This is a genomic window from Agromyces sp. Y575 (assembly GCF_059445445.1).
In genome coordinates this window covers 364,852-387,027 of record NZ_JCAIUI010000002.1, presented here as the reverse complement: position 1 = coordinate 387,027, position 22,176 = coordinate 364,852, and the positions used below count along the sequence as shown (strand labels likewise).

The following is a 22,176-nucleotide window of genomic DNA, read 5'->3' as shown; positions in this document are numbered from 1 at the left end:
GTGGGTTTCGGCAGGCTCAACCTGCAGGCGGGCGTCATCGCAGCGGCTTGATCATCTCGAGCTCGAGACCGCCGGGCTCCAGATCGTATTCGCGGCTGCGGCCGGTACGAGTGAACCCGAGCTTCTCGTAGAACCGGATCGCCCTGGGGTTGTCTTCGTGCACCTCGAGCCGAAGGGTGTCGCTGAAGCCGCGCGCCCAGTCCTCGACCGCGTCGAGGAGCTGGCGTGAGACGCCCGCGGCGTCGCCCCGGTGGTCGGGAGCGACGTACACGCCGACGAGCAACGGACCCGATGTGGCATCCGGAATGTAGCCGCCCATGTGCCCGATCCAGCGCTCGCCGTCGATCGCGACGATCGAAGTCTGGCCCGCCGTCGTGCCTCGGGCAGCGCGAAGCCGCCAGACCGACTCCTCGACGTCGAGGGCCGACGCGAGCGTCTCGCCGTAGGCCAACGGGTAGTCGCGCAGCATCTCGAGACGCAGCGCTCGCACGGCCTGCCAGTCGGATTCCCGGGTGGTGCGAATGACGATGTCGTGGTGCGGCATCCCTCGACGCTAACTCATCGGGCGAGGGCGGCCGCGCGGATCCGGTAGACTACCCCCGAGGCTTTCTGGCCACCGGCCGCGGCACGCGCGACCGAATTGATCTTTTCTGTGAGGTTCTGATGGGTTCCGTCATCAAGAAGCGCCGCAAGCGCATGGCGAAGAAGAAGCACCGCAAACTGCTTCGCAAGACGCGTCACCAGCGTCGCAACAAGAAGTAGTCCTTCGCAATACAGGCTGAGCGTCAGGCCCGAGGCCTGGCGCTTTTCGCTGTACCCGGAGGGAGCTCGCTGAGCTTGTCGTTCGCTGAGCTTGTCGTTCGCTGAGCTTGTCGAAGCGCACGCTCCCTTCGACAAGCTCAGGGAACAGAGTCGGGTGGCCATACGATCGAAGCATGGCTCGCGACATCCAACTCACGCTCATCGGCAAGCCCGGCTGCCACCTGTGCGACGACGCACGAGTGGTCGTGCAGGGCGTGATGGCCGAGATCGAGCCAATGGATGCCGCGTCCCGCATCAACCTCGATGAGCTTTCCATTCTCGACGACGAGGGGTTGCGGGCCCGGTACGCCGAGGACATCCCGGTGCTGCTCATCGACGGCGTCGTGCACAACTACTGGCACATCGACCCGGTGCGACTGAAGACGGCGCTGCTCGCGGACTGAACAGCCCCTACCGTCATTCGGGGATCAGTCAAGCCCGTTGCGGGGCCACCCCACCGGGACTTGACTGGCAGCATGACCTCCTACTGGAAGGCCGCGGCGCACGCAGGCGCAGACGCCGAGCCGACGGCGCTCACATCCGGCCGGTCGATTCCAGCCGGGACCGTCGACGTGGCGGTCGTCGGCGCCGGCATCACGGGCCTCTCGACCGCGCTCATGCTCCAGCGCACCGGCCGAACCGTGGTGGTCGTCGAGGCGACGGAGGTCGCGGCGCTCGCGTCGGGTGCCAACACGGGCAAGGCCAGCGTGCTGCAGGGCGCGAGGCTGCAGCGCATCCGCCGTTCGCACTCGGCGATGGTCACGCGGGCGTACGTCCAGGCGAACCTCGATGGGCAGGCTTGGATCGCCGAATTCGTCGGAGAACGTGACCTGCCGTTCGCCACCGAACCGGCTTACAGCTATGCGCAGTCGGAGCGTGGTCTGAAGACGGTGCTCGCCGAGTTCGATGCGGCGCGCGAAGCCGGGCTGCCGGTCGAGATGATCGAACGGATGCCGGTGCAGTTCCCGTTCGCCGGGGCGGTCGCCCTCGAGGGGCAGCTCGCCTTGGACCCGTACCGGCTCGTGCTCGAGCTGGCTCGCGCGTTCGTCGAGGCCGGAGGCGTGCTCATGACCGGTGTGCGGGTGCGTGACGTGCACGCGTCGGATCCCGTCGTACTCGAGACCGACGACGGCGCGCTGCGGGCTCGCGACGTCGTCGTCGCCACCGCGACGCCCATCCTCGACCGAGGACTCTACTTCGCGAAGACGCGGCACTCGCGCTCGTACATCGCCTCGTTCCGCGTCGGGGATCCGCCGCCGCCCGGGCTGTTCCTCTCCGTCGATGCGCCGACACGCTCGGTGCGAACAGCGCCGACGCATCCGGAGTCCGGCGCCGCGGGGCTGCAGCTCATCGTCAGCGGCAACGAGCACCCGGTCGGGCGCGTCGAGTCGGCGGCCGCACGCGTCGACGATCTGGTGCAGTGGACGCAGCGCCACTTTCCCGGTGCCGAGCTCACCCACCGCTGGTCGGCGCAGGACTACGAATCGCTGAATCTCATTCCCTTCGCCGGGTGGATGCCTCGCGGTCGCGGTCGCGTCTGGCTCGCGACGGGCTACGCGAAGTGGGGGCTGACGAACGGAGTGGCGGCTGCGCTGCGCATCTCCGCCGAGATCCTCGGCGAGCCGTGGCACGAGCATCGGCCGTGGATTCGCACGCTCGGCAGCCGGCCGACCATGCCCGCCGATCTCGGACGGGGGATCTCGGAGAACGCGAAGGTCGCGCGCGAACTCGCCGCCGGATGGGCGCATGCGGAGGCGCACGCGTCACCGGTGCGGCGGCCGCCCGAAGGCGCGGGGGTCGTGGCCTCGCGCGGCGGAGTGCCCGTCGGGGTGTCGACGGTCGATGGGCAGACGTGCGCGGTGCGGGCCATCTGCACGCACCTCGGCGGCGTCGTGCGGTGGAACGACGCCGAGCACACGTGGGACTGCCCCTTGCACGGCTCGCGCTTCGAAGCATCCGGCCGGCTCATCGAGGGTCCAGCCACTCGGGACCTGCGTTCGACCGTGCGGCCCGACGGCCAGCTCTGACCGTCGTGTCATCCACGTGGCGCCGATGGTTCACTGTCTCGCCATTGTCTTGTAGCGCCCGCTGTGACACGGTGGAGGCGAAGCCGCCGGGGGGCGACGGCTTCTGAGCGGGAAGGGTGATCGAGGGGGCATCCGCTGCTCGCCGTCGCCCGACCAGACGGAGGGGCTGTCTGTGAGCAAGAAGTCCGATGTGCAGCGTTCGTCACTGCCGACTCCCGACCTGGCCTACGACGGCCCGGTCGAGCCCGTGCGCATCTGGACCCGCATCGGGCGACGTCCGATGCTCGCCGCGGCATCCGATCATGGCTTCACGGTCGTGAGCGTGAAGCGCGACTGGTCGAGGGTCTTCCCCGAGCCGGCCGGCGGATGACCCGCGCGACCGCGACCGCGGCCCGTCGGCGATGGTGGTTCCCCACGCTGCAGGGCTATCAGCGAGGATGGCTCGGGGCCGACGTTCTCGCGGGGCTCTCCGCCGGAGCCGTCGTCATCCCGCAGGCGATGGCGTACGCGACGATCGCGAACCTGCCCGTGCAGGTCGGGCTCTACTCATGCATGGTGCCACTGTTCGTCTACGCGATGCTCGGCGGTTCACGGGCGATGAGCGTGTCGACGACGTCGACGATTGCGACGCTGTCGGCCACGACGCTCGTCTCGGCCGGCGTGGCCGCGGGCTCCAGCGACCCCGTGCCTGACCTCATGGCGCTGACGCTGCTCGTCGGCGTCATCCTCCTGATCGCTCGGCTCTTCAAGCTCGGCTCCCTCGTCGAGAACATCTCGAAGGCGACGATCGTCGGCATCCAGATCGGCGTCGGGGCGACCGTCGCCGCAGGGCAATTGCCGAAACTGCTCGGTGAGACGACGGATGTCTCGGCGCACGGGTTCATCCCATCGCTCATCGCCGTCGGCGAATCGGTCGGCGCGGCCAACGGGCCGACGATCGCATTGTCGCTCGGGTCGATCGCGACCCTGCTGCTGTTGAAGCGTTTCGCACCGCGGGTGCCGGGGCCGCTGATTGTGGTTGCGGCGGGCATCCTCCTCATGGCGTTCACCGGTCTTCACGACGCCGGGGTCGAACGCATCGCGACGGTCCCACAGGGGTTTCCGGCACCAGAGTTGCCATCGTTCGCGAACCTCGGTGCGCTGCTGCCGGGTGCATTGGGCATCGCCGTCATGGCGTTCCTCGAGTCCGCGGCGGTCGCCCGAACCATCCGCAAGCCCGGCGAAGCGCAGGTCGACAGCAACCAGGAGCTCTTCGCAACCGGCGCGGCCAACGCCATCGGTTCCTTCTTCCAGGTGCTGCCCGCCGCCGGCGGCTTCTCGCAGAGCGCGGTCAACCAGGGCGCGGGGGCGAAGAGCCAGCTCTCCTCGATCGTGACGGTGCTGCTCGCGCTGCTCGTCGCCCTGTTCCTTGCACCCGTGTTGAGCCTCTTACCGCAGGCGACGCTCGCGGCGATCGTGTTCGTCGCCGTGGCCGGGCTCATCGACATCCGCTCGCTCGTGCGCTTCTGGCGCATCAGTCGATCCGACTTCTGGATCGCAGTGTCGACCGCCGTCGTCGGGATCACCGCCGGGCTGCTCATCGCGGTCGCGGTCGGCGTCGTCGCGACCCTCACGGTGGTGCTGCGCGAACTCAACAGGCTGCGCGTCGACGTCGAGGAGCCGGTCGATGGGGTGCTGCCCGTGCGACTCATGGGCCCTCTGTACACGGCGAACGTGCTCGCGAACGAGAACGCGGTGCTCGCCGCGGTGGCCGATCGCGAAGGGATCCGCGTCGTCGCCCTCGAACTCGCACGGCTCGTGATCGTCTCGATCACGGTGCTCGACACCCTCGCCGACCTCGAACGTGAGCTCGCCGACCAAGGGGTGGAGCTCAGGGTCGCGGCCGTGCCTGAGGCCGCGGCCGACCTCGCGCGGCGCGGGGATTGGTTCGCGAACCTCGAGCGCGAGGGCCGCGCCTACCCGACGCTCGACGACGCAGTCGCCGGGAGGCACCAGATCGGTTGAGCGCAGGGACCGCGCGCGCCTGTTCGTCCAATCCGTGCGCGCCCGTTCGCTGGTGCGATCCGGCGCGGTCGCGGTGCAAGTCGGCTCAGACCGCGTCGCGCGCGCAGCGGAACCCGATGTGGGTCGTCGCCGTGTCGTCTGCCTGCGGCGACCGCGCCGACGGGCGATAGCGCAGGCAGTAGTCGGGCGAGCACAGGTGCGAGCCGCCCTTCAGCACCCGGCGCGGGATGCGCGAGCCCGGTTCGACGGATGCCGCGGCGAGCAGGTTCGGCCGCCGTTCGGCGTCGACCGCCTCGACGCCGGGCGGGTTGTGGCGGGCGGTGTAGAAATCGGTGGTCCACTCCCACACGTTGCCGGTCACGTCGAAGAGGCCGTACCCGTTCGCCGGGAACGTCATCACGGGAGAGGTGCCCACCCAGCCCTCGGCGCCGGTGTTGCGGTAGGGGAAGGAGCCCTGCCAGCGGTTGACCATGAGCTTGCCGTCGGGGAACTCCTCGTCGCCCCACGCGAAGCGCGCACCCTCGAGCCCGCCGCGGGCGGCGAACTCGAACTCGGCCTCGGTGGGCAGTCGCTTGCCGGCCCATTCCGCGTACGCCGAGGCATCCGCGAAACTCACCTGCACGACCGGGTGGGTGGGCCGGTCGTTGACGGCGTTGTTCTGAGCTTGTCGAAGGGGGTTGTTCTGAGCTTGTCGAAGGGGGTTGTTCTGAGCTTGTCGAAGGGATGACTCGGGGCCGAACGGATGCCGCCAGCTCACGCCCTCACCCCACCGCCACCACTGCCGCCATTCGCGCAGGTCGACCGGCCCCTCGGTCGGCGTGAATACGAGCCCGCCGGGCACGAGGTCGGCGGGGTCGGCACCCGGGAAGTCGGCCGGGTCGAGCGGCCGCTCGGCGACGGTGACGTAGCCCGTCGCCTCGACGAACGCGGCGAACTGCTCGTTCGTGACAGGGTGCAACTCGATCTCGAACGACTCGACCGCGCGCTCGTGCACGGGCGTCTCGTCGGCGTAGAACTCATCGGAGCCCATGCGGAACGTGCCGCCCTCGATGCGGATCATGGCTGTCGTCTCGGTCACCCTCCGAGCCTACGACTCGCGATTGCGGGCGAGTGCTCGCCCGGTGTTTCCGTTTGCGCTCGATGTTCCCGCTCGAGTGGAAACACGACGCCCCAACGGAAACATCCGCGGGCGCACGGCGCGGGTCAGGGGAGCAGGCGCGTCGGGCCGCGGAAGAGGTACGTCGTCTCGCGGATCGACTGCTCGCCGAGCATGAGCATCAGCACGCGCGCGAGGCCCATGCCGAACCCGCCGTGCGGTGGTACGCCGTAGCGGAAGAAGTCGAGGTAGAACTCGAGCTCTTCAGGGTCCATGCCCTTGTCGACGGCCTGGGCGGTGAGCACGTCGATGCGGTGCTCGCGCTGGGCACCCGTCGAGATCTCGACGCCGTTGTAGATGAGGTCGTACGAGTTGGTGAGGCTCGGTTCGCCAACGCGCCGCATGTGGTAGAACGGCCGGATGCTCGACGCGTAGTCGGTGAGGAAGACGAAGTCGTGCCCGAACGTCTCTTTCACGTAGGCCGAGATCTGGCGTTCGCCCTCGGGGTCCATGTCGTCGTCGGCGCGGGGGATCACGTAGCCGCGGTCGGCCACGATCTGCTTCGCCTCTGCGAGCGGGATGCGCGGGAACGGACGTGACGGCACCTGCAGCTCGATGCCGAAGAGCTCGGCGATCTCGGCGCCGTGCTTGGCGACGACGGCCTCGAAGCCCGCGACCATGAGCTCCTCATGCAGCGCCATGACGTCTTCGTGCGAGTCGATCCAGCTGATCTCGGTGTCGATCGAGGTGAACTCGGTCGCGTGCCGCGAGGTGAACGACGGGTCGGCGCGGAACGCGGGCCCGACCTCGAAGACGCCGCCGAAGCCGGCCGCCTGCGCCATCTGCTTGAAGAACTGGGGGCTCTGCGCGAGGTACGCCTTGGTCTCGAAGTACTCGACCTCGAAGAGCTCTGCACGTGACTCCGACGCCGAGGCCATGAGCTTCGGCGTGTGGATCTCGATGAGACCCTTCTCGACCCAGACGCCGCGAAGCGCGTGCAGGAACGTCGTCTGGATGCGGAAGATGAGCGCCTGCTTCGGGTGACGCAGGTCGAGGAAGCGCCAGTCCATGCGCTTGTCGAGGCTCGAATCGGGCGCGATCGGCGTCTCGGGGTTGGCTTCGGTGATGACCTCGAGCGCGGCGATCTTCACCTCGAGGCCGCCGAGCTTGACGCGCTCGTCGTGCTTCAGCTCGCCCGTCACGCTGATGAACGAGCCGTGTGAGAGCGCCGAGATGGCCTCGGTCGTCGCGAGGCGAGCGGATGCCGCGGACACTTCGACAGGCTCAGTGAGCGAGGGGTCGAGCTCCCGCGTCGCGGGGTTCACGAGCTGCACCGCACCCGATTCGTCGCGAAGGATGACGAACTGCACCTTCTTCTGATCTCGCACGGTCTCGACCCATCCGGACACGGTGACAGGGCCGTCGGGGAGGGCGGCGAGATTCTTGACGAGGGTGCGGGTGTTCACGATCGACCATCCTACCTGTGGGCTTCTGCGGGTTGAGCTTGTCGAAACCTGCTTCGGGGGTTGGGTTTCGGCAGGCTCAACCCGCAGGGTGCCCGGCTTGTCTTCGGGGGTTGGGTTCGGCAGGCTCAACCCGCAGGGTGCCCGGCTTGTCGAAACCTGCTTCGGGGGTTTGGGTTTCGGCAGGCTCAACCCGCGGGGTGCCCGGCTTGTCGATACCTGCAGGACGCTCGGCGGATTCAAAGGGAACGCCTCTCTAGACTGGAAGCCGTGCCGGCCGAGCAGATCCATCTCGTGCGCCATGGCGAGGTGTTCAACCCGCAGGGCGTGCTCTACGGTCGACTTCCCGGCTACGGACTCTCCGATCTCGGTCGCCGCATGGCGCAGGCCGCCGCCGACGACCTCCTCGCACGCGATCGCCCGGTCAGCACCCTCGTCTCCTCGCCGCTGCAGCGTACGCAGCAGTCGGCCGAACCCGTCGCCGCAGCGTTCGGCCTCGAACCGACGCTCGACGAGCGGGTGATCGAACCCGAGAACCGCTTCGAGGGCAAGCGCATGCGCGGCCCAGACGGCGCGCTCCGCGACATCCGCAACTGGCCGCTGCTCGTGAACCCATGGGAGCCCAGCTGGGGCGAGCCGTTCCGTTCGATCGCCGACCGCATGCTCGCCGCGATCGGCGACGCCTGGCAGGCCGCCGACGGCGGAGACGTCGTGATCGTCAGCCACCAGCTGCCGATCTGGATGGTGCACCGACGGCTCGCCGGACTCTCGCTCTCGCACGACCCCCGTCGCCGACGCTGTGCGCTCTCGAGCATCACGACGCTCGAACGCCGCGGCGACCGGTTCGTCGAGGTCGGATACGCAGACCCCGCGGCGGGGCTCTCCGCCGAGGCCACGGATGTAGGAGCAGTGTGATGCGCAAGCGTTGGTCGATGACGGCGGTGGTCGTGGCATCCGCCCTGCTGCTGACGGGGTGCACGAGCGACCCGCTCGCCGACCAGTTCCGCGAGGGCAGCGGCAAGAACTACATCGCGGGCGACGGCACGATCACCGTGTACGACGCCGACGGTCGCGGCGAGCCCATCGAGTTCACCGGCGAGACCGTCGAGGGCGAGAGCTTCGACTCGGCGGATGCCGCGGGCAAGGTGCAGGTCGTCAACTTCTGGTACGCGGGCTGTGCGCCGTGCCGCGTCGAGGCGCCGATCCTGCAGGAGGTCTACGAGAGCATCGACGCCGATGCCGTGAGCTTCGCCGGCGTGAACGTGCGCGACCAGGCCGCGAACGCGACAGCGTTCGAGAAGGACTACGGCATCACCTACCCGTCGGTGCTCGACGTTGAGAGCGGCGAGGCACAGCTCGCCTTCGCCGGCCGCGTGCCCCCGGCCGCAGTGCCAACCACGATCGTGCTCGACCAAGACGGCAAGGTCGCCGCGCGCGTGCTCGGCCAGCTGAAAGACGCGTCGATCCTCGAGACGATCATCGACGACCTCCTCGCCGAGCAGGCCTAGCGCATGGGCGCGGGCGAGATCGTGCTGAACGGGCAGTTGCTCGCAGCCATGCCGATCGCACTCGCCGCGGGTCTCGTCTCGTTCCTCTCGCCGTGCGTTCTGCCGCTCGTGCCGGGATACCTCGGCTATCTGGGCGGGTTCACGGATGCCTCGGCGGACGCCGCCACCGAGCGCAAGAACCGTCGCCGCCTGCTGCTCGGGGTGCTGCTCTTCATCGCGGGCTTCACCGTGGTCTTCGTGTCGTTCAACCTCGTGGCCGGTGTCGCAGGCGCGTGGCTGTTGCAGTATTCCGACGTGATCGTGCGCATCGCAGGCGTGCTGCTCATCGTCATGGGCCTCGTCTTCATCGGCCAGTTCACGTTCTTGCAGCGCACAATCAAACCGTCGTGGCGCCCGGCGACCGGGCTCGCGGGAGCACCTTTGCTCGGCATCGTCTTCGGCCTCGGCTGGACGCCCTGCATCGGCCCGACCCTCGCCGTCGTGCTCGCGCTCAGCGCCGACTCCGCGTCGGCCGGCCGCGGCGTGCTGCTCGGCCTCGCGTATTGCGTCGGCCTCGGCATCCCGTTCCTGCTCGTCGCCGCGGGCTTCGGGTGGGTCACGGGTTCGCTCACCTTCCTCCGCCGCCACATCCGCACGATCAACATCGCGGGCGGTGCGCTGCTGATCCTCATCGGCGTGCTCATGGTGTCGGGAATCTGGTCCATCTGGATGTACGAACTGCAGGCGGTGATCACGGGTTTTGTCCCCGCAATCTGACCCCGGCGCGCCCTCGCGGCCCGCCGACCACATCGACTCGGTCGAGCAGGATGCCGCCGACGCATCCCTTCGACAGGCTCAGGACGGCGCCGTCACCCAGCCGAAGCTCGGCTTCGTCGGCTGGATGCGCTTCGCGTGGCGGCAGCTCACGAGCATGCGCACCGCGCTCCTGCTCCTGCTGCTGCTCGCAATCGCCGCGGTGCCCGGCTCGCTCGTGCCGCAGCGCTCGAGCGACCCGAACGGCGTCACCCAGTACTTCAGCGACAACCCGAGGCTCGCGCCGATCCTCGACAGCGTGCAGATGTTCGACGTGTACACCTCGGCGTGGTTCTCCGCGATCTACCTGCTGCTGTTCGTCTCCCTCATCGGGTGCGTCATCCCGCGCACGAAGCATCACCTCGAGGCGCTGCGGGCGCGACCGCCGCGCACGCCCGTGCGGTTGTCGCGGCTCGCGGGGTACACCGAGCGCGAGCTGCGGGTTGAGCCTGCCGAAACCTCGGCGAGCTCGGTTTCGACGAACTCAACCAGCAGGGAGGCGATCGACGCCGCCTTGCTGCGGGTTGAGCCTGCCGAAACCTCGACAGACCCGGTTTCGGCGAGCTCGGTTTCGACGAGCTCAACCAGCAGGGAGGCGTTCGACGCCGCCTTGCTGCGGGTTGAGCCTGCCGAAACCTCGGCGAGCTCGGTTTCGACGAGCTCAACCAACGAGGCAGCGGATGCCGCGATCGACGCCGCCGCGAAGCAACTGCGCCAAGCCGGGTACCGCGTCGAGCGCTACGAGCTGCGCGGCGAGCCCTCGGTCTCGGCCGAGCGCGGGTACCTGCGCGAGACCGGCAACCTCATCTTCCACACGGCCCTGCTCGGCGTGCTCGTCGCCGTCGGGTTCGGCGGCGGGTTCGGCTTCTCGGGCCAGCGCGTGATCGTCGAAGGGCAGACCTTCGTCAACACCCTCGCGGCGTTCGACTCGTTCAACCCTGGACGCTTCTTCAACGACACCCGGCTCACGCCCTACCGGCTCTCGCTCGACGATCTCGATGCCGTGTACGAGACGCAGAACCAGAATGCGATCGGCCAGCCCATCGACTTCACCGCGAACGTCACCGTGCAGGGGCAGGGCGGCGAGGCCGAGGAACGGATCGTCAAGGTCAACGAGCCGCTCTACACGCACGGCACCGACGTGTACCTGCTCGGCAACGGCTACGCCCCGACGATCACGGTGAAGAACGCCGACGGCGAGGTCGTCTTCACCGACTCCGTGCCGTTCCTGCCGCAAGATGCGAACCTCACCTCGATCGGCGTCGTCAAGGTGCCCGACGGCATGCCCGAGCAGCTCGGCATGGTCGGCTTCTTCTACCCGACGCAGGAGCGGCTCGACTCGGGCGCCTACACGTCGAACTACCCCGACCTGATCCTGCCGGTGCTCACGCTCAACGTGTACGAGGGCGACCTCGGCATCGACGGCGGCACGCCGACCTCGGTGTACACGCTCGACCCATCGACCATGGAGCAGCTGACCGGCGGCAAGACCGGCGTCGACTCCATCGAACTGAAGCCGGGCGAGACCGCTGAGCTGCCGAACGGCCTCGGCACGGTCACCTTCGAGGACTCGTCGCCCGATGCCGAGACTGCGGATGGCGCGGAAGGCGACTATTCGCAGAGCGTGCCGCGCTTCGCGAGCTTCGACATCCACCACGACCCGACGCAGATCTGGGTGCTCATCTTCGCGTCGCTCATCCTCGGCGGACTCCTCGTCTCGCTGTTCGTGCCGAGGCGCCGCATGTGGGTCAAGGCCGTTACGAAGCCCGACGGCCGGGTCGTGCTCGAGTACGCCGCCCTCGCCCGCGGTGAGGATCCGGGTCTCGAGGAGGCCGTCACGGCCTTCGCCGACAAGCACGCTGGGCCGCGACCATCGCCGGTCGAGTAGGCCCGCCAGGGCCGTCTCGAAACCCCCTCGCGCCAGTGGGTTTCGAGACGGTCGCTTCGCTCCCTCCTCAACCCACGCAACACACTTCGACGTAAGCCGGTGGGTTTCGAGACGGTCGCTTCGCTCCCTCCTCAACCCACGCAACACACTTCGACGTAAGGTAGAACAGTGCAGTTGACGTTCGACGAGATCTCCATCCTCTGCGTGTACTCGGCCATGGTCGTGTACGCGATCGCGTTCATCGCGTTCTCGATCGACCTCGCCAAGCGCTCTGCCGCCGCCACGGCTGCGACGGATGCCTCGGCTCGAGTCGAGCTGAAGGAGACCGTCGCCGTCGGTGCGCCGGGGCGTGCGGGCGCTTCGACAAACTCAGCGAGCTCGAGCCGAGTCGCCTATGGCCGCTCGCCCGCGCTTCGCGTCGGCGTGGCGATGACCGTGCTCGCCTGGCTGCTGCACCTCACGGCCGATGTGCTGCGCGGCCTCGCCGCGGGCCGCGTGCCGTGGGCCAACATGTACGAGTTCGCGCTCACCGGCACACTCATCATCACCACCGTCTTCCTCGTCGTGCTCGTGATCTCCAAGCACGACCTGCGGTTCCTCGGCACCTTCGTCACCGGGCTGGTGCTCGTGCTGCTCGGCGTCGCGGCGCTGAACTTCTACGTGAGCCCGATTCCGCTGCCGCCGGCGCTGCAGTCGGTGTGGCTCGTCATCCACGTGTTCGTGGCGAGTGCGTCGGTCGGCCTCTTCGCGCTCGGCTTCGCGCTCTCGGTCGTGCAGCTCATGCAGTCGCGTCGCGAGTCGCTCCTCGCGACGGCGAAGGCCGCGAAACTCACGTTCCTCGCGACGCTGCCCGATTCCGTCACCCTCGAGAATCTCGCGTACCGCATCAACATCATCGGCTTCATCCTCTGGACGTTCACCCTCATGGCCGGTTCGATCTGGGCCGAGAAGGCCTGGGGCCGGTACTGGGGCTGGGACACCAAGGAGGTGTGGACCTTCATCATCTGGGTGGTCTACGCCGGCTACATCCACGCGCGCGCGACGCGCGGGTGGCGCGGCTCCCGCTCGGCGTGGCTCGCGATCATCGGCTTCTCGACGGTGCTGTTCAACTTCACTATCGTGAACCTCTTCTTCAAAGGACTGCACGCCTACTCCGGGCTCTGATCGGCCGCTGACTCAGGGTCCGCCCGGTTGCGGCGCGGACTCGCCGCGGGCACCATCGGTCTATGAGCAGGGCCCTGCTCGAGCGCGATTCCGAACTCGACGAGCTCCACGCCGCGGTGCGGGAGGCATCGGGCGGTCGCGGTCGCGTCGTGCTGCTCCACGGCGAGGCGGGCATCGGCAAGACGAGCCTCGTGAACGCCCTGCGGGCGGAACCGCCCGGCGGCGTACGGGTGCTCGTCGGATCGTGCGATGCCATGTCGACGCCGCGGCCGCTCGGGCCGTTGCGCGACCTCGCGGCGGCGGTCGAGCCGCGGCTCGGTGAGGCCCTGCGCGCGGGCGACCGCGAGGAGGTGTTCGCTGCGCTCAGAGATGAGCTCTCGGATGCCTCGGGAACGGTGCTCATCATCGAGGATGTGCACTGGGCCGACGAGGCCACACTCGATGCGTTGCGGTTCCTCGTGCGCCGTATCGATGAGCTCCCTGCCCTGCTCATCCTCACCTACCGCGACGAACTCGATCGCGACCATCCGCTGAGCCGCCTGCTCGGGGACCTCGGTCACGGCGATCGGGTCGATCGCATCGCGCCGCATCGACTCTCGTCGGCGGCGGTCGGTGCGCTGGCCGCCGCGAGCGGTCTCGACGCCGGCCGCGTCTATGCGACGACCGACGGGAATCCCTACTTCGTCAGCGAGCTCATCGCCTCGGCGGACGACGCCGGGGTTCCTCCGACGGTCGTCGACGCGGTGACCGGTCGACTGCGGCGCCTCGACGAAGCGACGCAGGTTCACGTCGAACAGCTCGCCGTCGTGCCGTCGGCGGTCGACGCCGCCCTGCTCGCGAGGTTGGTTCCGGGGGCAGCCGGCGCGTTGCGCGCAGCGGAGGAGGCGGGACTGCTGGAGGTCGGCCCCGAGGGCGTGCGGTTCCGTCACGAACTGACGCGCCGGGCGATCGTTGACGCGCTGCCCGCCTCCCGCCGCATCGAGCTCGAGCGCCGTGTGCTCGCCGAGTTGCTCGCATCGGGCGCCGTCGACCCGTCGACGCTCGTGCACCACGCGCTTGCCGCCGGTGACATCGACGCGGTCGTCGCGTGGGCCCCGCGTGCTGCCCGTGACGCCGCGGCATCCGGTGCCCATCGACAGTCGGCGGCGCATTTCCGGGCGGCGCTCGCCCACATGGACCGGTACGAGGCGGCGGAGCGCGCCGAGCTGCTCGAGGGGTACGCGATCGAGGCGTACACGGTCGGGCAGGGGCCCGAGTCGGTCGAGGCCCAGACGGAGGTCGTGCGGCTGCGTCGTGAGCAACCCCACATCACCGCGCTCGGTGCGAGCCTGCGCTGGCTCTCGCGCTTCCAGTGGCTCGCAGGGAACCGATCCGCCGCCGAGACGGCGGCCCGCGAGGCATCCGCAGTGCTCGCCGAATCGGATGACCGCGGACTCCTCGCGCTCGCGCTGAGCAATGAGGCGCAGCTCGCGATGCTCGCCCACGAACTGCCGCGGACGATCGATCTCGCGACACGCGCCGCCGCGCTCGCACGGGAGGTGGGCGAACCGAGGGCGCTCTCCCACGCGCTCAACAACCTCGGCACCGCGCACTTGCTGCAGAACCGCGACGAGGGCATCGCAGAGCTCCTCGAGGCGGCGGACATCGCGGTCGCCGCCAACCTCATGGACGACGCGGCCCGCGCCCACGTGAACCTGGTCTGGAGCCTGCTCGACCAGTACCGTCTCGACCTTGCCGAGCGCTACCTCGAGCCGGCGCTCGAACTCTCCGAGCGCACCGAGGTCGTCGGGCTCTGGTCCTACCAGCAGGCCGAACGCGGGCGCCTGCACCTCGCGCGAGCGCAGTGGGACGAGGCCGTGGCGGCAGCCGGACATCAGAGCGAATCGTTGCCGCAGCTGTATTGCGTCGCACTCATCGTCATCGGCCTGGCCGGAATCCGCCGCGGCGATCCCGGCGGCGAGTCGACGCTCGAGAAGGCCGGCCGCATGGCCGAACGCCTCGGCGAGCTGCAGCGTACGGGACCGGTCGCCGCGGCGCGTGCCGAGGCAGCACTCCTCCGCGGTGACCGCGACGAGGCTCGCGTGATCGCCCGGCCCATGTACGACGAAGCAGTGCGACGGCAGGACACGAACCTTCAGGCCGAGCTCGCGTCGCTGCTCCGCCGGGCCGGAGAGCGGGTCGAGGCACCCGCGGGCGATCACCCGTTCGCCGTGCAGGCGCGCGGTGATTGGAAGCGTGCTGCTGAGCTCTGGCGGGCGATCGGATGCCCCTACCACGAGGCATCCGCACTCGCCGAGAGCCCGAACACGGCCGACCTGCTCGCGGCGCTCGCGATCCTCGATCGCATCGGCGCGGTACCGCTCGCCCGGCAAGTCAGGGTTGGCCTCCGGGGCCGCGGCGTGCGGAGCATTCCGCGCGGGCCGTCGAGCCCGACCCGGCACAACCCCGAGGGCCTGACCGACCGGCAGGTCCATGTGCTGCGGCTCCTGGCGGAGGACCTGACGAACGCCGAGATCGCCGAGCGGCTCGTGGTGTCGGTGCGCACGGTCGACAGTCACGTCGCCGCGGTGCTCGCCAAGCTCGGGGTGGCGTCGCGACGGGAAGCGGTGCGTGCAGCCGGCGAACTCGGCCTGCTCTCGTCGTGATCTCGGTAGCTGCGGCCGGTGATCTCGGTAGTCGTCGCCGATGACCCGGAGCCCGCCCAGCGATGGGATGGATCCACAGCCCGCGATCGGCGGGTCTTGTGATCGACAGGGGTAATCATGAACACCGCATTCACTGCAGCGGGAGGCGTGACGGTTCGTCATCACCGGGATTCGACCTTCATCGAGCGGATGGCCCGCCGTGCCGGTGCGGCGCTCGTCGCGTGGAGCCGCGGCGCCCCGCAGCGCCACAGCCGCGAGGAGCTCGCCGAATTGCACGAGCGGCGTCTGGAAGCCGAGCGGCTCCGCGAGGAGCGCTTTCGCGAGGTGACGCTGGGCCGGTTGATGTGATGCGGCGCGCGTTGCCATCCAGGCGCGCTTCCGCTGCGCCGAGCCCTGACGAACGAGGGCCGGCGCGTGAGAACGCTTCCATCACGTCGGGCTCTCGTGAACGCCGTGAACGTGCGGCATTCGTTGTGTGACATCGATGAGGGGCCGCATGTCTGCAAGCGCTTGCATTTATGCGCCGCCCGCTGCTACGGTCACCAGCAGTGTTGGTGGCACGGAGTCGTGCCGGAAATCGGGAGTCAAGGATGACGCAACGCGCTCGCGCACGCAGCTGGTTCGCCCTCGTGGTTGCGGGGGGCCTCGCGGCATCCGCTCTCTCGGTGATTCCGGGCCTCGCCGCCGCGGCTGCAGACGAGCCGCGCACCTTCGCGCTCGTCGGCTCTCTGCAAGACGAGCTCGGATGTCCCGCCGACTGGGCCCCCGAGTGCGCCGAGACCGAGCTCACCGCGACCGGCACGCCCGGCGTCTTCGCGGCAGAGTTCACGATCCCCGCCGGCACCTGGGAGTACAAGGTCGCCGTCAACGACACGTGGGACGAGGCGTACGGCCTGAACGGCGGCGGCGACAACATTCCGCTCACGGTCGCCGGCGACACCCCAGTGCGCATGGTGTTCGACGACACCCTGAAGCGCGTGGGCCTCGAGGCGACAGAGGCCACGCTGCGCGGCGCCTACGACGAGACATCCGATGCCGACCTCGTCGCCGACCCCGTGCGCCAGCCGGGCAGCGACGAGACCTTCTACTTCGTCATGACCGACCGCTTCGAGAACGGCGACACCTCGAACGACGAGGGCGGGCTCACGGGCGACGCGCTCACGACCGGTTACGACCCGACCCACAAGGGCTTCTACAACGGCGGCGACCTCGCGGGCCTGCGCGACCAGCTCGACTACATCGATGGGCTCGGTACGACGGCGATCTGGCTCACTCCGAGCTTCAAGAACCGCGCAGTGCAGGGCGAGGGCGCTGATGCGAGCGCCGGCTACCACGGCTACTGGATCACCGACTTCACCCAGATCGACCCGCACCTCGGCACCAACGCCGAGCTCGAGGCGCTCATCGGCGAGGCGCACGCCAAGGGCATCAAGGTCTACTTCGACATCATCACCAACCACACGGCCGACGTCATCGACTACGCCGAGGGCGAGCACGCCTACATCGACCAGGCGACTGCGCCGTACCTCGACGCAGGCGGCACCGCTTTCGACCCGGCCGACTTCGCCGATGCCGACACGGGCGCCGACTTCCCGGTCCTCGACGCGGCGACGAGCTTCCCCTACACACCGACCCTCACGCCCGAAGATGCAGAGCTCAAGGTGCCCGCCTGGCTCAACGATTCGACGCTGTACCACAACCGCGGCGACTCGACGTGGGAGGGCGAGTCGGTCAACTTCGGCGATTTCGTCGGCCTCGACGACCTCATGACCGAGCACCCCACTGTCGTCAACGGCTTCGTCGACGTCTACGAGGACTGGATCGACCTCGGCATCGACGGCTTCCGAATCGATACCGCCAAGCACGTGAACTTCGAGTTCTGGGAGCAGTGGTCGACGCAGGTGCTCGACTACGCGCACGCCGCCGGCAAGCCCGACTTCTTCATGTTCGGCGAGGTCTACGACGCCGACCCCGTGAAGCTCTCGCCCTACGTGCGCAAGACCGACATGAACTCGGTGCTCGACTTCACGTTCCAGTCGCAGGCCGTGGCATTCTCGGCCGGCAATTCGGCGAAGAACCTGCAGGCCCTCTTCGCGGGCGACGACTACTACACGACGCCCGACTCGTCGGCCACTGCGTTGCCGACCTTCCTCGGCAACCACGACATGGGTCGCGTCGGCTACTTCCTGCAGTCGACGGAGGCTCCGCTCGAGCGTGACGAGCTCGCCCACGAGCTGCTGTTCCTCACCCGAGGCCAGCCCGTCGTCTACTACGGCGACGAGCAGGGCTTCGCGGGCACGGGCGGTGACCAGAGCGCCCGGCAGACCCTGTTCCCGAGCCAGGTGGCCGAGTTCCAGAACCAACCGCTCGTCACGGGCGAGACGTTCGGCACCGGTGAGCACTTCGGCACGGATGCCCCGCTCTACGAGCACATCGCCGCGCTCTCGGCGCTGCGCGCTGGGCACCCCGCCCTTTCGACCGGCGCCCAGATCGAGCGCTACGTCGACAACGGCGCCGGCGTCTACGCATTCTCACGCGTCGATCGGGCGGAGAAGACCGAGTACCTCGTTGCCGCGAACAACTCGAACGCGCCGAAGACCGTCGAAGTGCCCACGCTCACGAAGGACGGCGTGTTCTCGCCGCTCTACGGCACCGACGGCGCGCCGATCGTGGCGAACGCCGAAGGCGTGGCATCCGTCACCGTGCCGGCGCTCGGCACCGTAGTGCTCCAGGCTGACCGTGCGGTGAGCGCGCCCGACGCGGCATCCGCCATCAGCGTCTCGACGCCCGCCGCGGGCGCCGGCGTCACCGGAATCACCCCGGTCGCGGCCGACGTCGACGACGCCACCTGGCAGGAGACGAGCTTCGCCTGGCGGGTTGCCGGCGCGACGGGCGACGATGCCTGGCACGAGCTCGGCACTGCCGAAGACACGAGCCCGCGGGTCTTCCACGACACGGCCGGCCTCGCCGGTGGCACGCTCCTCGAGTACCGCGCGGTGTCGACGGATGCCGCTGGGCACCGCTCGGCGGCGAGCACCTACGCGAGCGTCGGCAACGCCGTGAACCTCGTCGAGGAGGAGGAGCCAGAGCAGCCGATCGACCTCGTCACAGTGCCCGGCTCGCACAACGCCGCGATGGGTTGCGCCGGCGACTGGGCGCCCGGCTGCGAGGCCGCGAAGCTCACGCTGCGCGCCGACGGCATCTACGCCGGTACCTTCGATGTGCCAGCTGGCGACTACGAGTACAAGGTCGCGATCAACGGCAGCTGGGACGTCAACTACGGCGCCAACGGCGAGCTGAACGGCGGCAACGTCACCTACTCGCACGCGGGCGGGCCGATCACGTTCTTCTGGAACCCGAACACGAAGGTCGTCTCCTCGACCGCGGAGGGCCCCGTCGTGACGTTGCCCGGCAGCTTCCAGTCGGAGGTGGGATGCCCCGGCGACTGGCAGCCCGAATGCCTCGCCTCGCTCATGCAGGACGGCGACAAGGACGGCGTCTACACGTGGTCGACCTCGTCCATCCCCGAGGGTGCACACGAGACGAAGGTCGCGCACGGGCAAGGCTGGGACGAGAACTACGGCGTCGGTGGGGCGCCGGGCGGTGCGAACTACACGTTCACCGCGACCACGGGCAAGCTCGTCGAGTTCCGCTACACGCTCGCGACCCACGTGCTCGAGATCATCGTGACCGACCCGCCGCTCGCGGGCACTGGCGAGTCGCGCGCGCACTGGGTGAGCGAAGACACGCTCGCCTGGCCGGCCGAACTGCTCGGCGGCGCAGAGGCGACGGATGCCGCGTGGACGCTCGAGCACTCGCCCGACGCGTCGCTCGCGGTGGCCGACGGCGGCGTCACGGGCGGCGGCGACCCGGTCGCGCTCGAGCTCGACCCGGCCGGCCTCTCGGACGAGCAGCTCGCTGCGTTCCCGGCGCTCGAGGGCTACCTCGCCCTGCGTCCGGTCGGGCTCGACCGCGACGATGTGCAAGGGCTCCTCACCGAGCAGCTCGCGGTCGCGCAGCGCGTTTCGACAGGCTCAACGAACGAACAGGAGCTGAGCGCCTTCACCGGCGTGCAGCTGCCCGGCGTGCTCGACGAGCTCTACGGCGACGCCGTGGCATCCGTGCCGCTCGGTGCCAGCTGGCAGGCAGGCCAGGCGACGCTCTCCCTCTGGGCGCCGACCGCGCGATCGGTCTCGCTCGAGCGGTGGGATGCCGGGGCATCCGGTGATGCCGAGGTGATCGCCGCCGAATTCGACGACGCCGACGGCACGTGGGCGGTCTCGGGCGACGTCGCGTCGGGCGACGAGTACCGCTGGTCGGTCGAGGTGTACGCCCCGACGACGGGCGCGATCGAGACGAACTCGGTCACCGACCCGTACTCCGTGGCCCTCACGACGAACTCGGTGCGCTCGGTCGTCGTCGACCTCGACGACGAGTCGCTTCGCCCGTCGCAGTGGGAGCAGACGGCCGCTCCCGTCGTCGAGCGCCCGGTCGACCGTGCCATCTACGAGTTGCACGTGCGCGACTTCTCGATCGGCGACGAGACGGTCCCGGCCGAAGAGCGCGGCACGTACCGCGCCTTCACTCGCGACTCGGCCGGCACAGCACAGCTGAAGCAGCTCGCCGAGGCGGGCATCAACACCGTGCACCTGCTGCCGACATTCGACATCGCCACGATCGAGGAGAACCGCGCCGCACAGGCGACTCCCGCGTGCGACCTGACGAGCTTCGGCCCGGCATCCGCCGAGCAGCAGGCGTGCCTCGAGTCGATCCGCGACCTCGACGGCTTCAACTGGGGGTACGACCCGTTCCACTTCCAGGCGCCAGAGGGCTCCTACGCGGTCGACCCCGACGGCGGCGCACGCGTGAGCGAGTTCCGCGAGATGGTCGGCGCGCTGCACGCGACGGGCCTGCAGGTCGTGCTCGACGAGGTGTACAACCACACCGCGGCATCCGGACAGGGGGAGAAGTCGGTGCTCGATCGGATCGTGCCCGGCTATTACCAGCGTCTGAACGCCGTCGGCAACGTCGAGACCTCGACGTGCTGCCAGAACATCGCCACCGAGCACGACGTCGCCCAGAAGCTCATGGTCGACTCAGTGGTGCTGTGGGCCGAGGAGTACAAGGTCGACGGCTTCCGCTTCGACCTCATGGGTCACCACTCGAAGGCGAACATGCTGGCGGTGCGCGCGGCACTCGACGAGCTCACCCTGGAGGAGGACGGCGTCGACGGCTCGGCGGTGTACCTCTACGGCGAGGGCTGGAACTTCGGCGAGGTCGCGAACAACGCCCTCTTCGAGCAGGCCACGCAGGGCCAGCTCGGCGGCACGGGCATCGGAACGTTCAACGACCGGCTGCGTGACGGCGTGCACGGCGGCAGCCCGGTCGACGGGGCGTCGACGTTCGAGCAGGGCTTCGGCACCGGCCTCGGCACCGACCCGAACGGATCGGCCGTCGACCCGGCGGACCGCACCCTCGGGCAGCAGACCGACCTCGTCAAGCTCGGACTCGCGGGCAACCTGCGCGAATTCGAGTTCACCGGGTCCGACGGCGTCGTGAAGCGCGGCGACCAGTTCGACTACAACGGGTCGCCGGCCGGCTACGCCGACCAGCCCGACGAGGTCATCAACTACGTCGACGCTCACGACAACGAGACGCTCTACGACCTCTCGGTGTTCAAGCTCCCGGCCGGCACCGCGATGGCCGACCGCGTGCGCATGAACACGCTGTCGCTCGCGACCGTGACCCTCTCGCAGTCGCCCTCGTTCTGGCACGCCGGTACGGAGCTGCTGCGGTCGAAGTCGCTCGACCGGAACAGCTACAACTCGGGCGACTGGTTCAACCGCATCGACTGGACCGGCCAGGAGTCGACGTTCGGCTCCGGCCTGCCGCCCGCGGCCGACAACGAGGACAAGTGGCCGATCATGGCGCCGCTGCTCGCGGACCCCGCGCTGAAGCCTGCTGCGGCGGACATCGCGGTGGCCGAGGCATCCGCCCTCGACCTGCTGCGGGTGCGGGGTCAGGTCGACCTGCTGCAGCTCGGCTCGGCCGAGCTCATCGATGAGAAGGTGTCGTTCCCGAACAGTGGACCGGATGCCACGCCCGGCGTCATCGCGATGCAGATCGACGACCTCGTGGGCGACGACGCCGACCCAGAGCTCGACGGGGCGCTCGTCATCTTCAATGCGTCAACCGAGCCGGTCACGGAGACGATCGGCGGACTCGCCGGGCGCGACTTCGCGCTCGCCGAGGCGCAGGCGAACGGTGCCGACGCCGTCGTGAAGACGACCACCTGGGATGCAGCGACCGGCGCGGTCACCGTGCCGGCCCGCAGCGTCGCCGTGCTCGTCGACGAGCAGGCGCCGCCCGCCGTCGCGACGTTCACCATCGCGGCACCGAACAAGCTGCTCGCGAAGGCCGGCTCGGCCGTGAAGCTGCAGGGCAAGGTGTTCGCCCTCGACGGCAGTGCTGCGGTCGGCACCGTACGGGTGCTCGACGGCGGCAGGGTCATCGCCGAGGTCGAGCTCACGGTCGCCGATCGAGGCCGCATCGACGTCAAGCTGCCGAAGCTGACGCGCGGCCTGCACCTGGTGCGGGCCGAGTTCGACGGCGGCGAAGGGTTCGCCGACTCGCGCTCGTTCCCGGTGCCGCTGATCCTCTGGTGACCCTGTTGATCGAGTAGCCGACGAAGGAGGCGTATCGAGATCCCGCACCGGGTCTCGATACGCGTCCTCCTTCGTCGGGCGCTACTCGACCGGCGGGGTTGTCGTTGATCGAGTAGGGAGCGA

General features: G+C 69.1%; 16 protein-coding genes. 13 read left to right on the top strand and 3 right to left on the bottom strand.

The genetic code is table 11. The annotated features are described in order from the left end of the window. Positions 1 to 34: 34 nt before the first annotated feature. Positions 35 to 544 carry a GNAT family N-acetyltransferase gene (locus tag AC1C2U_RS07915; protein WP_495361197.1) on the bottom strand — a complete coding sequence of 170 codons (510 nt, stop codon included), beginning with the start codon at positions 542 to 544 and terminating at the stop codon, positions 35 to 37. Between the two features lie 119 nt (positions 545 to 663). Between AC1C2U_RS07915 and AC1C2U_RS07910 the strand changes: the two genes are divergently transcribed. From AC1C2U_RS07910 to AC1C2U_RS07890, 5 genes are all read left to right on the top strand, one after another. Continuing rightward, entirely contained in the window at positions 664 to 762 is a 99-nt protein-coding gene (locus AC1C2U_RS07910) for a 30S ribosomal protein bS22 (RefSeq protein ID WP_003792170.1), read from the top strand. 173 nt (positions 763 to 935) lie between these two features. Continuing rightward, positions 936 to 1,205, top strand: a complete 270-nt coding sequence (locus AC1C2U_RS07905) for a glutaredoxin family protein (RefSeq protein ID WP_495361196.1) — start codon at positions 936 to 938, stop codon at positions 1,203 to 1,205. 72 nt (positions 1,206 to 1,277) lie between these two features. Further along, positions 1,278 to 2,828, top strand: a complete 1,551-nt coding sequence (locus AC1C2U_RS07900; RefSeq protein WP_495361195.1) for an FAD-dependent oxidoreductase — start codon at positions 1,278 to 1,280, stop codon at positions 2,826 to 2,828. A gap of 172 nt (positions 2,829 to 3,000) precedes the next feature. Beyond that, positions 3,001 to 3,198 (top strand): hypothetical protein, encoded by a 198-nt coding sequence (locus AC1C2U_RS07895; RefSeq protein ID WP_495361194.1) that lies wholly within the window; start codon positions 3,001 to 3,003, stop codon positions 3,196 to 3,198. Next, the gene (locus AC1C2U_RS07890; RefSeq protein WP_495361193.1) at positions 3,195 to 4,832 is read left to right on the top strand and encodes a SulP family inorganic anion transporter; all 1,638 of its coding nucleotides are present in this window, start codon (positions 3,195 to 3,197) and stop codon (positions 4,830 to 4,832) included. The genes AC1C2U_RS07895 and AC1C2U_RS07890 overlap by 4 nt, the downstream gene beginning before the upstream one ends. Positions 4,833 to 4,917: 85 nt before the next feature. Here AC1C2U_RS07890 and AC1C2U_RS07885 read toward each other — a convergent pair whose 3' ends face one another. After that, a complete protein-coding gene (locus AC1C2U_RS07885; RefSeq protein WP_495361192.1) occupies positions 4,918 to 5,910 on the bottom strand; it encodes a formylglycine-generating enzyme family protein in 993 nt (330 codons plus the stop codon). 125 nt (positions 5,911 to 6,035) lie between these two features. After that, complete coding sequence (gene aspS, locus AC1C2U_RS07880; protein WP_495361191.1) at positions 6,036 to 7,394, bottom strand: aspartate--tRNA(Asn) ligase; 1,359 nt, start codon at positions 7,392 to 7,394, stop codon at positions 6,036 to 6,038. Positions 7,395 to 7,661: 267 nt separating this feature from the next. Between aspS and AC1C2U_RS07875 the strand changes: the two genes are divergently transcribed. The 8 genes from AC1C2U_RS07875 (at position 7,662) to pulA (ending at position 22,053) form a co-directional block, all read left to right on the top strand. After that, positions 7,662 to 8,306, top strand: coding sequence for a histidine phosphatase family protein (locus AC1C2U_RS07875; protein WP_495361190.1), 645 nt, complete (start codon positions 7,662 to 7,664; stop codon positions 8,304 to 8,306). Further along, positions 8,306 to 8,899: a TlpA family protein disulfide reductase gene (locus AC1C2U_RS07870; protein ID WP_495361189.1), complete on the top strand. Its 594-nt coding sequence runs from the start codon at positions 8,306 to 8,308 to the stop codon at positions 8,897 to 8,899. Before AC1C2U_RS07875 ends, AC1C2U_RS07870 begins: the two co-directional genes overlap by 1 nt. A gap of 3 nt (positions 8,900 to 8,902) precedes the next feature. Next, positions 8,903 to 9,655: a cytochrome c biogenesis CcdA family protein gene (locus AC1C2U_RS07865; RefSeq protein WP_495361188.1), complete on the top strand. Its 753-nt coding sequence runs from the start codon at positions 8,903 to 8,905 to the stop codon at positions 9,653 to 9,655. Beyond that, positions 9,639 to 11,579, top strand: coding sequence for a cytochrome c biogenesis protein ResB (gene resB, locus AC1C2U_RS07860; RefSeq protein WP_495361187.1), 1,941 nt, complete (start codon positions 9,639 to 9,641; stop codon positions 11,577 to 11,579). Before AC1C2U_RS07865 ends, resB begins: the two co-directional genes overlap by 17 nt. Positions 11,580 to 11,795: 216 nt before the next feature. Next, entirely contained in the window at positions 11,796 to 12,743 is a 948-nt protein-coding gene (ccsB, locus tag AC1C2U_RS07855; protein WP_495361961.1) for a c-type cytochrome biogenesis protein CcsB, read from the top strand. 62 nt (positions 12,744 to 12,805) lie between these two features. Continuing rightward, positions 12,806 to 15,388: an ATP-binding protein gene (locus AC1C2U_RS07850; protein WP_495361185.1), complete on the top strand. Its 2,583-nt coding sequence runs from the start codon at positions 12,806 to 12,808 to the stop codon at positions 15,386 to 15,388. A 117-nt stretch (positions 15,389 to 15,505) separates the two neighbouring features. After that, on the top strand, positions 15,506 to 15,736 hold the full coding sequence (locus AC1C2U_RS07845; protein ID WP_495361183.1) for a hypothetical protein: 231 nt from the start codon (positions 15,506 to 15,508) through the stop codon (positions 15,734 to 15,736). Positions 15,737 to 15,978: 242 nt separating this feature from the next. Next, positions 15,979 to 22,053, top strand: coding sequence for a pullulanase-type alpha-1,6-glucosidase (gene pulA, locus AC1C2U_RS07840; RefSeq protein WP_495361181.1), 6,075 nt, complete (start codon positions 15,979 to 15,981; stop codon positions 22,051 to 22,053). Positions 22,054 to 22,176: the final 123 nt, after the last annotated feature.

Bases quoted from the DNA above. Each gene is read 5' to 3' on its own strand.
- AC1C2U_RS07915 (WP_495361197.1), bottom strand. From the start codon at position 544: ATGCCGCACCACGACATCGTCATTCGCACCACCCGGGAATCCGACTGG.
- AC1C2U_RS07910 (WP_003792170.1), top strand. From the start codon at position 664: ATGGGTTCCGTCATCAAGAAGCGCCGCAAGCGCATGGCGAAGAAGAAG.
- AC1C2U_RS07905 (WP_495361196.1), top strand. From the start codon at position 936: ATGGCTCGCGACATCCAACTCACGCTCATCGGCAAGCCCGGCTGCCAC.
- AC1C2U_RS07900 (WP_495361195.1), top strand. From the start codon at position 1,278: ATGACCTCCTACTGGAAGGCCGCGGCGCACGCAGGCGCAGACGCCGAG.
- AC1C2U_RS07890 (WP_495361193.1), top strand. From the start codon at position 3,195: ATGACCCGCGCGACCGCGACCGCGGCCCGTCGGCGATGGTGGTTCCCC.
- AC1C2U_RS07870 (WP_495361189.1), top strand. From the start codon at position 8,306: ATGCGCAAGCGTTGGTCGATGACGGCGGTGGTCGTGGCATCCGCCCTG.
- AC1C2U_RS07865 (WP_495361188.1), top strand. From the start codon at position 8,903: ATGGGCGCGGGCGAGATCGTGCTGAACGGGCAGTTGCTCGCAGCCATG.
- ccsB (WP_495361961.1), top strand. From the start codon at position 11,796: ATGGTCGTGTACGCGATCGCGTTCATCGCGTTCTCGATCGACCTCGCC.
- AC1C2U_RS07850 (WP_495361185.1), top strand. From the start codon at position 12,806: ATGAGCAGGGCCCTGCTCGAGCGCGATTCCGAACTCGACGAGCTCCAC.
- AC1C2U_RS07845 (WP_495361183.1), top strand. From the start codon at position 15,506: ATGAACACCGCATTCACTGCAGCGGGAGGCGTGACGGTTCGTCATCAC.
- pulA (WP_495361181.1), top strand. From the start codon at position 15,979: ATGACGCAACGCGCTCGCGCACGCAGCTGGTTCGCCCTCGTGGTTGCG.